Raw genomic sequence first — 11,154 nt, 5'->3', positions numbered from 1 at the left:
TCAAGCGCCTCCTTTCGCCTGCTTGCCAAGATCGGGGCGCACGCTCGGCCCCTTGAGGCGCATCTTCTCGCGATAGTGCAAGGGCGTCGGAACGCCGTCCGCGCCGACATCCACGTCGGCCAGATAAACGTCGACGACGCGATTCTTGGCGATCTCCGCCTTGCCGAAGCCCTCCAGCGCGGCGGCCTCTTCCTTGTCGCGCGCCACGCGGGCGCGCCGATGGTCGCGCTCCCAGCTTTCGGCGCCCAGAAACACGACCTCGCCGTCGGCAAGGTCGGAGGCCAAGAGTATCTGCGGATGTTTGAGCGCGGTCATCACGTCTCCTGCGCCAGCTTGAGGGAGAGGCCGCTCATCTCGTCGGACCAGATAATCTGACAGGCAAGGCGCGAATTTTCGTAGAGCATCGGCAGCTCGTCGAGTTTTTCGAGCTCATCCTCCCGCGGCGGCGGCACGCGGGCGGCCGAACCGGCGTCGAGCACCACGTGACATTCGGCGCAGGCCAGCGCGCCCCCGCACGTATTTTCCATGCCAATGCCGTAATCGCGCAATATCTCCATCAGCCGCCAGCCCTCTACGGCCGCCAGCTCGTGGATGACGCCGTTCCGGTCCTCGACGCGCAAGAACGGCGCCTCGGGCTCCAGTGGAACGGGGGATGGGTCGACGGCAGTTTCCAAGGCAATGCTCATGGGCTTTTCGTTGAGGCGGAAATCGCCACAGCAGTGGCGTTCTGTATTTCGAACGGTTAGATACTCTAAATCGCACGTAAGTCAATTCACTTCTAAAATATGCCATATGGACTAAAATCACATCTGTTTGCTGTTAAATATGGCGCCGCCAAATTTCATAGCTGGGACATGACAAGCGGCCAGAATCCATGTTTGTTAAGAATCAGGTGACCAATCGGAGCGGTGAGCGAAAGGGCTGCGCTCATCGCCAGAGGAGACCTCATGGTAAAAAGGCCAATAAAGACCGCGAAAGAAACGCCGCCTCCGAAAAAGGAGCCGGAGCCGCGCCGCGACGTGAGAGAAATCACGCCGCCTCAGCAATCCTCGGGAGCGATTATGAAACCAACGGTCATAGTCGTTGGCGCCGACAAGGGCGGCGTCGGGAAGACGACGATCGCGCGCGCGGTCCTCGACTTTCTTTCCCTCAACAATCTCGACGCCCGCGCCTTCGACACCGAGACGCCGCGCGGGACGCTGTATCGCTTCCATCCGGAAGAGACGATGATCGTCGATCTGACGTCGACCGCCGATCAGATGAAGATCATCGACACGCTGAATTCGTCGCAAGCGAAGGTCAGCGTGATCGACGTGCGCGCCGGCGGCTTGAGCCCCGCGCTCGAAGCGCTCGACGAGATCGGCTTTTTCGACGCGGTGAAAGCAGGCGAATTCCGCTTCATCCTGCTCCACGTCATCGGCCCCTCGATCGCCTCGCTCGACGAGATCGCCGAGATCGCGCCCTATATGTCCGACGCCAACTACTTCATGGTGAAGAACCATGTGAACGACACGACCTTCTTCGAATGGGACCCCCAGACCCACTCGAAATATTTCGAGGACGTGAACACCACAGGCGAGATCACCATCCCGAAGCTCGGCGAATTGGCATATGAACAGGTCGAGCTCGCAGGGACGCCCTATTCGACCTTCATCGCCAATCAGACGGCGGAAGGCGAACCGGCGGATCACTCTTTCGTCCTGCGCGGTTACGTGCGCACATGGCTCGCGAGAGTCGCGGATGAATTCGAGCGGGTCGGACTTCTCGATCTCGTCACATCGGGTGTGGCCAAGGCACGTTGAGACGAAGGCGGCGTCGCCCTCGTCAAGAGGATGAAATGAGTCGCCGCACCCTCGTCTTCTTCGTCTGCTCGCCGCACTCACGCACTGGCGTGACAACTGCGGCGCGGCTGCTGACCGATTATTATCTCTCGCGCGGGGTCCCTGTCGAAGGTTTCGACACGGATTCGCGCGAGCCTAACTACGCCTTGCTTTTTCCGAAGGTCGCGCGCGTTGTCGATATTGGCGACGTCAAGGGACAGATTTCCCTGTTCGACCGCCTGCTGGTCGCCGACGACGCCCCCAAGATCGTCGACGTCTGGAGCCGCTCCTACGACCAGCTCTTCGCCACGATCGCCGAAATCGGCTTTCTGGAGGAGGCGCGCCGCGCCGGCGTTGAACCGATCATTCTCTTCCAGGCCGACAGTTCGCAGACGGCTGCGAGCAACGCCCGGCTGCTCAACACCACCTGGCCGAATTTGTGGCTGACGGTCATCCACAATGAGGGGGCTGCGCCGCTGCGCGCCGAGGCGCACGACATCCTCGCCCGCTACCCCGCGCGCGGGAAATTGGTGATCCCGAAGCTCGAAAGCGCCATCGCCGCGGCCCTCGACGACGCCGAACTCTCGCTGTCGACCTTCTTGCACGCGCCGCCACCCCATATATCCATCGTCGTGCGCGCGGCGCTGAAAGCCTGGCTTCTCCCGATCTTCACGCAATTTCAGAGCTTCGAATTGCGCATGAATCTGCAATCGAGCGAATTTCTCCGTTAGGGCGCGATATGGAATACCGAAAACTTGGAGCCACCGACCTCTCCGTCTCGGCCATTTGTCTTGGCTCCATGACCTGGGGCCAGCAGAACACCGAGGCGGAAGGCCACGCGCAGCTCGACTATGCGCTATCGCGCGGCGTCAACTTCATCGACACGGCGGAAATCTATTCGATCCCCCCGCGCCCGGAGACGCAAGGCTCGACCGAGCGCATCATCGGCTCGTGGCTGGCCTCGCGCAAAAACCGCGACAAGGTGATCATCGCCACCAAGGTCACCGGGCGCGGCGAGGCGCATTGGCTGCGCGACGGGGGCGGGGGCACGGTCCTCGACCGTAAGAATATCCATTTTGCGATCGAGGGCTCGCTGAAGCGCCTGCAGACCGATTATGTCGATCTCTACCAGTTGCACTGGCCCGACCGCTCTTTGCCGCTCTGGGGCGCCGGCGGGACGACCTATCGGCCGCCCTCCAAGCGCCCTGAAGTTTCGATCGAAGAGACGCTGGACGCGCTGAACGAGCTGGTGAAGGCCGGCAAGGTCCGCCACATCGGCCTATCCAATGAGACGCCTTGGGGCGTCGCGCGCTTCCTGCGTGCGGCGGAGCTCGGCCACGGCCCGAGGGTCGTCTCGATTCAGAACGCCTATAATCTGATCAACCGCACGTTCGAGATGGGCCTCGCCGAATTTGCCGAGCGCGAGGCCGTCGGCCTCCTTGCCTATTCGCCCCTCGCGCAGGGCTATCTCACCGGCAAATATCAGGGCGGGGCAAGGCCGCCCGGCGCGCGCACGACGCTCTTCGAACGCGGCCAGCGCTATGAAACGCCGGGGGTCGAGGCGGCGATCGGCGCCTATCTCACGCTCGCCAAAGAGATCGGCGTCGACCCGGCGCAGCTTGCCCTGGCTTATGTCACGTCGCGCCCCTTCGTGACCTCGAACATCATCGGCGCCACCACGATGGCGCAGCTTCGAACCGATCTGGATTCAGAGAGCATCGAGATCACGCCGGAGATCGAAGCGCGGATCGACGAGATCCACCAGCTTCACAGCAATCCAGCGCCGTAAACAAAGATGCACGGCTCAGGCGCGCATCGTTGACAAACCTCCGAGGCGGCCTCGTCCTTCGAGACGCGAGCGTCGCTTGCTCCTCAGGATGAGGCCTAAGTGTTTGACGAAATTGCAGAAGCTCCTCATGCTGAGGAGCCTGCGCAGCAGGCGTCTCGAAGCACGAGGGGCGTCATCGCCACTTTATCAGCGGTTTAGGATGCGCGTATCATACTCAAACCGCTTGATCGGTCATTCCCGACGCGCGTAGCGCGATCGGGAATCCGGAGCAGAACCAGCGCTCTTGCGGCTCTGGATTCCCGGTCGGGCTTTCAGCCCGCCGGGAATGACATGCCCCAGTGCGAGCTATTCAAACGGAAACGGTCTCAGCCACGCATCCAACCGCTACGCGTGCCCCGAGATGGACGACAGCCGCTCCAAATCGACCCCCATGGACCGCAGGGCGCGCACATATTTGCTGCCGAGGTCCCGATCGAACAGCAGCGCCGGATCGGCCGGGCAATGCAACCAACCGTTCTTTTGAATTTCGTCCTCGAGCTGTCCGGCGTCCCAGCCCGCATAGCCGAGCGCGAGCAGCGCATGGTGCGGCCCCTCGCCCGCGGCGATGGCGCGCAGAATGTCGATTGTCGCCGTGAGCGACACGCCGTCGTCGATTGGCAGGGTCGAATTGTCCAGGAAGAAATCCGGCGAATGCAGCACGAAGCCGCGGTCGGTCTGCACCGGGCCGCCGGAGAGCACCTGAATCTCCTCGGCGCCGCTCGGCAGCCTGATCCGCTCTTCAGGCGCGATCACTTGCAGTTGCACGAGGAGATCGGGGAAGTTCTTCACCCGAGCAGGTTGGTTGACGACGATGCCCATCGCGCCTTCTTCCGAATGCGCACAGAGATAGATCACCGAGCGCGCAAAACGCTCGTCCGTCATGCCGGGCATCGCCACCAGCAACTGCCCGTCCAGATATCTTCGGCCGGGAGTCCGAGCGTCGCCAGCGGAAGACTCTTCGGAAACTTGCTTGGGGCGCAACCTACTCATAGCTTCATGCTACGCCCGCAACGCCCCCTTAACAAGCGGCGTGGATAAATCGCGCCAGCCGACCGGAAACCAGACCCGATGACTACGCCAAAGCCGAAGATGCGCGTCTTTTTCGCCTGCACAGCCACGCTCGCCGCGGCGCTGGCCTTCGCGCCGGCGCGGGCCGCCGAGCCCGCTTTCGCGACAGCGCCGGCCAAGGGAACGGTTTCTGCTGTCAGGCTGCTCTCCGCCGGCCCGCTGGAAGGGGCCGCCTATCGCGCTGGCGTCGAAATCAGCCTCGCGCCCAAGACCGCCACCTATTGGCGTCAGCCAGGCGAAGCGGGCTCGCCGCCCGTCTTCGATTTCTCGAAATCGATCAATGTCGCCAAGGTCGAAACCGCCTTTCCGACGCCGAAGCATCTGGACGAAGCGGGCACGATTGTCGCGGGCTACGACGAGACCGTGATCTTCCCCCTCAAGGTCACGCCGAAGGACCCGAAGGCGCCGGTGACGCTCGCCCTCGACCTCGACTACGCGGCCTGCGGCAAAATCTGCCTGCCCGCAAAAGCCGGGCTTTCCCTGGCGCTGCCACAGTCCGGCGCCTCGCCCTTTGCGAGCGTGATCAACGCCGCCGAGAAGCGCGTTCCGGTGAAGATCAGCGGGGCGGAAGCGGCCAAACGATTGTCATTGAAGAAGGACGGCGACTCCTGGCGGTTGAGCGTCACCGGGCCCGGTAGGGTCCAGGACGTTTTCGCCGAAGTCGCGGATCCGCTCTTTATCGAGAGCAAGCGCGAAGGCGCAAATTTCGCGCTGACGTTATTCTCGACTGGCCCCAAACCCAAAAGCGCCAACGCCACGCTAACCATCATCACTGAAAGGGAAGCTTTCGAGGCGCCGGCGCATTTGGAGTGAGGGCTCAGACCGCCATATCGAAGACCAGCGCCTCGGCGTCGTCGCGCCCTTCGAGACGAATGGCGTCCGCCTCGCTCACCGCGATCCCGTCGCCGGCCTCCAGGCGTTCGCCATTCACCATGACATGCCCGCGCGCGACCTGCACCCAGGCGGCCCGGCCCGGCGCCACCTGGTGGGACACGCTTTCGCCGGAAGCCAGCAGAGTTGCGTAGAGGTCGACATCCTGATGGATGGTGAGCGAGCCATCGCGTCCGTCGTGTGACGCGATGAGACGCAGGCGGCCGCGCTTCTCCTGCGGCCCGAAACGCTTCTGCTCATAGCCCGGCGCGAGGCCCTCGCGTTCCGGCAGAATCCAGATTTGCAGGAAATGGGCGGGGGCGCGATCCGAGGCGTTATACTCGCTGTGGCGCACGCCGGTCCCGGCGCTCATGCGCTGCACGTCGCCCGCGCGGACGATCGAGCCGACGCCCGTGCTGTCCTTATGCGCGAGCGCGCCGTCGAGCACATAGGAGATGATCTCCATGTCCTTGTGCGGATGGGTGGGAAAGCCGCCCCCCGGCGCGACGCGGTCCTCATTGATGACCCGCAGCGGGCCGAAGCCCATATGGTCGGGGTCGAAATATTGACCGAAGGAAAAGCTGTGGCGGCTGTCGAGCCAGCCGAAGTCAGCCATTCCCCGCTCGGCGGCCTTTCTGATCGCAACTTGCATCATCCCGCTCCAACTCGCTTGCTTTCCAAGCAAATGGCCCCGCGCCTGCCAAACGGCAATGCCGCGCCGTCACTCGCCGGCGATAATCGAGCGCCCGTAGCTGATCCGATAAATCGCGCCATTCTCGTCGTCCGTGACAAGAAGATCGCCATGGGGCGTCTGCGCCACGTCGACCGGGGTGCCGAGATAGGGCATCGAGCCCTTGTTCCAACCTTCGACGAAAGGTTCGCTGACGCCGCCCGTTCCATCCGGCCCGGGGCGCGTGAACATCAGCCGCGCGCCGACCGGCTGCGTCCGGGCGCCCGAGCCGTGCTGGGCCGAGAAAATGCCGCCCCGATATTTTTTCGGGAAAGTGTCGCCCGTGTAAAAAACCATGCCGAGGTCAGCGGCGTGGGCTTCTTCCTCCACCTCCGGAAAGATGACGCCCGGCGGTGGCTCATCCAACGCATATTCCGCCGTGCGCACATGCCCGCCGCCGTACCAGGGAAAGCCGAAGTGCAGCCAGGGGATCGGCGCGCGGTTCAATTCGCCGGGCGGCTTGTCGTCCCCCAGCTCATTCGTCTGATTGTCGGTGAACCAGAGCGACCCATCGGCAGGGTTGAAATCCATGCCCACTGAATTACGCACGCCGCGCGCGAAAACGTCGCGTTTAGAGCCGTCGGGATTCATGCGGATGATCCCGCCGACGCCGGTGCGCTCGTAGAAGGCGAGCTTCTCCTTCGGCGCGACGTCATAGGGTTGGCCGAGCGAAATATAAAGCTTGCCATCCGGCCCCACGCGGCAGACGCGCAACGTATGGCCGTCGCTTTCCTCCTGACGCGGGATGAGGTCGCCCTTCGCAACGACAATGCGCGCATGCGGCCGGCGCCATTCTTCTTCCGCGTTCGGAATGCTGAGGACGCGGTTGCGTTCGACAATGAAAAGCGTTCCCTCCGGCGAAAAGCACAGGCCGTGCGGCAGATCGAACTCGAAGGCCAGCTCCAGGCGTTCCACACGAACCCCGTGACCGCCGCCGGGCGTCAGCGCATAGACGATGTTATCGACGCCTGTGCCGATGAAAATCACTTTCCCTCTCGGCCCCACGGCGATGGTGCGCGCGCCCGGCGCACGCGCATATAGGGAGATGGAAAAATCTTCCGGCACACGCAGACCCTCGAGGATCGCGTCGATCTCCGCCGCGCTTCTTGCGCGTTGCGGCTCGCGCGGGCGCTGGGTGAGCGCGAGCGCACCCGCAAGGACAAGCGCGCAGGCGAAAACAAGAGTGGCAAGGAGCATGCGCCGCATCGGCGTCCTCCGAAGGGAAAGACGTCCTAGAGCGCATTCCGCTGATCCATGCGAGCGGAACGCGCGCTAGAAGCCCTTAAATCCCTTCGATCACGGCTTTGTTCCCGGCCAAGCGGGCGGGCGCGTCTTTGTCTCCCGTTGCGCTTGCCTGGATCAATCTCCGAAGCGTTTGAAGAAGGCCGTCTTGGCGATATGGGCAAGAATAGCGTAGCCGATGAGGAAGACGCCGATCGCCGGCCAATAGGATGCGGGCAGCGGCACAAAGCCGAAGGCGGACGCAAAGGGCGAATAGGGCAGCGCCGCGCCGATGAGGCAGACCAGAACAGTCGTCAGCAGCAGAGCCGTGCTCGCCCGGCTTTCGATGAAGGGGATTTTCTTCGTGCGGATGACGTGGATGATCAGCGTCTGGGTGAAGAGAGATTCCACGAACCAGCCTGTCTGGAAGAGCGCTGGATTATTCCAGCCGTCAAAGGCCGTAACCATAAGGATGAAGGTGGCGTAATCGAAGACGGAACTGGCGGGGCCCAGATAGAGCATGAATTTCGCGATTCCGCCAATGTCCCATTTGCGCGGCTGCGCGATAAACTCCTCGTCCACCTCGTCGGTCGGGATCGCGGTTTGCGAAAAATCGTAAAGAAGATTGTTGGTGAGAATTTGAATGGGCGTCATCGGCAGGAACGGAAGGAAAACGCTTGCGCCGAGCACGCTGAACATATTTCCAAAATTGGAGCTCGCCCCCATGCGCACATATTTCAGAATATTGGCGAAGACTTTCCGGCCCTCGACGACACCGTCGTTGAGGACGGCGAGGCTCTTTTCGAGCAGGATGATATCCGCGGATTCGCGTGCAATATCGACCGCCGAGTCAACCGAAATGCCGACATCGCCTGCTTTCAGCGCCGGCCCGTCATTGATGCCGTCACCAAGATAGCCGACGACATGGCCTTTGGCGCGCAGAGCGGCCACGACGCGCGCTTTCTGCGGCGGCGATAATTTGGCGAAGACGGTGATGTCGGAAACGCAAGCGGCAAGCGTCGCGTCGTCCATCGCCTCGATCTCGGCGCCGAGCGCGAGGCGTTCGACGTCCAGCCCGACATCGCGGCAGATTTTGCGCGTCACGATGTCGTTATCGCCCGTCAGGATTTTCACGGCGACGCCGGCGTTGTGCAGATCGGCGATGGCCTGGGCGGCGCTGTCCTTGGGCGGATCGAGAAAAGCGATGTAGCCGAGGAGCGTCAGCGCCTTCTCATCAGAGGGCGTGAAAACGCTCTGCGCGCGCGGCGCGGATTTATAGGCGACGGCGATGACCCGGAAGCCGTCGGCGTTGAGCATAGCCGTTTCGCGCTTAGCTGTTTCGAGATGCGAAGGATCGAGCGCGCCCTCAGTCTCGGCGGCTTCGAAACGTGTCGCCACGGCGAAAAGCTCTTCGACCGCGCCCTTGCAGATCAGAAGCCGCTCGCCGTCGTCGCGCTCCACCACGACCGATAGGCGGCGGCGCTCGAAATCGAAGGGTATCTCGTCGATCTTCTTGAAACTGTGCTGGGGCGAGAGCCGCTCTTCTATCTCTGCGTGTTGAAGCACGGCGACGTCGAGGAGATTGCGCAAGCCCGACTGGAAATGGCTATTGAGATAGGCAAACTCCAGGACGCGGTCGGAGTCTTCGCCAAAGATGTCGAGGTGACGCTTGAGGATGATACGATCCTGCGTCAGCGTGCCCGTCTTATCTGTGCACAGCACATCCATCGCGCCGAAGTTCTGCATGGCGTTGAGGCGCTTCACGATAACCTTCTCGCGAGAGATCGCCATGGCGCCTTTGGCAAGATTGACCGTGACGATCATCGGCAGCATTTCCGGGGTCAGGCCGACCGCGACGGAGACTGCAAAAAGAAAGGCGCCCAGCCAGTCGCCTTTCAGGTAGCCATTAACAAAAAACACGAGCGGCGCCATGACCGCCATGAAGCTGATCATCAGCCAGGTGAATTTTCGAACGCTCTCATCGAAGGCCGTAGAGCTATCGGCTTCGACGATCTTACCGGCAATGGCGCCGAAGTAAGTGTCCCTCCCCGTCACAACGACAATCGCTTCGCCATAGCCGCTCACGACATTCGAGCCCATGAAGGCGAGATTGTCGGCCTCCGAGAGATCGACCGGCGGCGCAACGCGATGCGCGAATTTTTCGACTGGCATCGACTCGCCGGTCAAGGGCGATTGATTGACGAAGAGATCCTTCGTCGTCAGCATGCGAAGGTCCGCCGGGATCATATCGCCCGCGGCGAGCCGCACAATATCTCCGGGAACCAGCTCTTCTAGGGAGATTTCGACGAAAGGACCGTCGCTGTCGACGCGCTCGGGACGGCGCACCGAGGCATGGGTGCGCACCATCGCGCGCAGCTTCGCGGCGGCGGCGTTGGAGCGATGCTCCTGCACGAAAGCAAGAAGAACGCTGAGGATCACCATTGCGGAGATGACAATCGCCGCCCGTCGATCGCTCAACGCCCAGGAAGCGACCGCGAGCGTGAGCAGAAGGCCGTTCAGCGGATTGAAGACATTGCGCGCCAACTCGCGAAAGACGCCGCCGCCCGTTTCGCTGGCGACGCGGTTGGGCCCATGCCGCCTGAGGCGGCGCGCCGCTTCCGCCTCGGAAAGCCCCTGAGGAGAGGCTTCTAGATCACGCGTGAGCGCATCCACGTCGTTCGAGGCCGCCCTTTCGAGCATCGAGTGAACGGCCTGGCTCTCTTTGGCGCTGAAGTTCATGGACGGGTCTGTTATCGAGGCCAATTCACGGTCTGCCACCGGCTGCCTCAGGATACAGCACCTTCATTGTTATGAAAGCCCGGCCTCCACCACCTTGACGCGCTAAGATTTCAAACATAGGCTTCAGCTATTGGCTCGAGAAAAGTAGTTCCAGGATTTTATACATGAATCGTCGCAGTTTCGTGAAGCTTCTTCCTTTGTCGATCGGCGCGGCGTCGGCGCCATCCTGGGCCGCTGACGGCCTCCCTATCTTTCACGTTGAGAGGTTCAGCGACCGCCTTTTCGTTGCCGCCGACCGGGTCAGCGATAAATCGCTCAGTCGAGCAACGCTGCAAGAAGCAATTCATCTCGCGTCTCGGCACGGCCTCGCATTGGAATTCGGCGAAGGGGTTTTTCGTACCCGCGGATTTGTAATCGACGCGCCTCTATCGGTGCGCGGAACGCCCGGCAGGACGATCATCAAACCGATGGGGCAGGAAAGCTTTACGATTGACGTGCGTCCACAAGCCGGGCGTGAACGTCTTTCTGGCGTCTCCTTGAGCGGCCTGACGTTCTCGGGAGGCTCCTTGCCGCACGCCATGGGCGTCAATCCTCTCGAGCGCCCGATCGACACCCTTCCTTATGCGCCAGAACGCTTCAACGGCTTGCTTACAGCTTGGCGCGTCGATGGATTTTCCGTCTCGGATTGTGTCTTCGAAGGGGCCCCGGAGGCCGCTGTCGCCCTATGGGAGTGCCAGGGGGCGCAGATTTCGAATAACAGGATCAGTCTCAGCCGCGTGGCGATGTTTTCCCATGCAGGGCGCGACAATGTCTTTTTTGGCAACGACTGCGCCGAGTCCGTGTTCGGCGTTTATCTCGCACATTTCGCCTAGAGGGTG

Annotated in this window: 11 protein-coding genes; 5 read left to right on the top strand and 6 right to left on the bottom strand. The window is 62.1% G+C overall.

Going from position 1 to position 11,154, the window contains the following annotated elements:
• Both QMG84_RS03070 and QMG84_RS03065 read right to left on the bottom strand, forming a co-directional pair.
• Nucleotides 1-315, bottom strand: coding sequence for a DUF2849 domain-containing protein (locus QMG84_RS03070; RefSeq protein WP_202074019.1), 315 nt, complete (start codon nt 313-315; stop codon nt 1-3).
• Complete coding sequence (locus tag QMG84_RS03065) at nt 315-686, bottom strand: 2Fe-2S iron-sulfur cluster-binding protein (RefSeq protein ID WP_281930369.1); 372 nt, start codon at nt 684-686, stop codon at nt 315-317. Before QMG84_RS03065 ends, QMG84_RS03070 begins: the two co-directional genes overlap by 1 nt.
• Nucleotides 687-1,058: 372 nt before the next feature.
• On the opposite strand from QMG84_RS03065, the gene QMG84_RS03060 reads away from it, so the two are divergent.
• The 3 genes from QMG84_RS03060 to QMG84_RS03050 are packed head-to-tail and all read left to right on the top strand — an operon-like array spanning nt 1,059 to nt 3,609.
• A complete protein-coding gene (locus QMG84_RS03060) occupies nt 1,059-1,802 on the top strand; it encodes a hypothetical protein (protein ID WP_202074133.1) in 744 nt (247 codons plus the stop codon).
• A gap of 35 nt (nt 1,803-1,837) precedes the next feature.
• Complete coding sequence (locus QMG84_RS03055; RefSeq protein WP_281930368.1) at nt 1,838-2,551, top strand: hypothetical protein; 714 nt, start codon at nt 1,838-1,840, stop codon at nt 2,549-2,551.
• An 8-nt stretch (nt 2,552-2,559) separates the two neighbouring features.
• A complete protein-coding gene (locus QMG84_RS03050) occupies nt 2,560-3,609 on the top strand; it encodes an NADP(H)-dependent aldo-keto reductase (protein ID WP_281930366.1) in 1,050 nt (349 codons plus the stop codon).
• Between the two features lie 384 nt (nt 3,610-3,993).
• Here QMG84_RS03050 and QMG84_RS03045 read toward each other — a convergent pair whose 3' ends face one another.
• On the bottom strand, nt 3,994-4,638 hold the full coding sequence (locus QMG84_RS03045; protein ID WP_202074023.1) for a YqgE/AlgH family protein: 645 nt from the start codon (nt 4,636-4,638) through the stop codon (nt 3,994-3,996).
• Between the two features lie 78 nt (nt 4,639-4,716).
• Here QMG84_RS03045 and QMG84_RS03040 point away from each other — a divergent pair, with 78 nt between their 5' ends.
• The gene (locus tag QMG84_RS03040) at nt 4,717-5,529 is read left to right on the top strand and encodes a protein-disulfide reductase DsbD domain-containing protein (protein WP_281930365.1); all 813 of its coding nucleotides are present in this window, start codon (nt 4,717-4,719) and stop codon (nt 5,527-5,529) included.
• Nucleotides 5,530-5,533: 4 nt separating this feature from the next.
• Here QMG84_RS03040 and QMG84_RS03035 read toward each other — a convergent pair whose 3' ends face one another.
• From QMG84_RS03035 to mgtA, 3 genes are all read right to left on the bottom strand, one after another.
• Entirely contained in the window at nt 5,534-6,202 is a 669-nt protein-coding gene (locus tag QMG84_RS03035) for a pirin family protein (RefSeq protein ID WP_281930364.1), read from the bottom strand.
• Between the two features lie 105 nt (nt 6,203-6,307).
• Nucleotides 6,308-7,522 carry a PQQ-dependent sugar dehydrogenase gene (locus QMG84_RS03030; RefSeq protein WP_281930362.1) on the bottom strand — a complete coding sequence of 405 codons (1,215 nt, stop codon included), beginning with the start codon at nt 7,520-7,522 and terminating at the stop codon, nt 6,308-6,310.
• 153 nt (nt 7,523-7,675) lie between these two features.
• Nucleotides 7,676-10,276, bottom strand: coding sequence for a magnesium-translocating P-type ATPase (mgtA, locus tag QMG84_RS03025; protein WP_281930360.1), 2,601 nt, complete (start codon nt 10,274-10,276; stop codon nt 7,676-7,678).
• Between the two features lie 164 nt (nt 10,277-10,440).
• On the opposite strand from mgtA, the gene QMG84_RS03020 reads away from it, so the two are divergent.
• Nucleotides 10,441-11,148, top strand: a complete 708-nt coding sequence (locus tag QMG84_RS03020) for a right-handed parallel beta-helix repeat-containing protein (protein ID WP_281930358.1) — start codon at nt 10,441-10,443, stop codon at nt 11,146-11,148.
• Nucleotides 11,149-11,154 lie beyond the last annotated feature (6 nt).

The sequence above is a fragment of the Methylocystis iwaonis genome, from assembly GCF_027925385.1.
GTDB classification, from domain to species: Bacteria; Pseudomonadota; Alphaproteobacteria; order Rhizobiales; family Beijerinckiaceae; genus Methylocystis; species Methylocystis iwaonis.
This window is presented reverse-complemented; position numbering and strand designations above follow the sequence as displayed.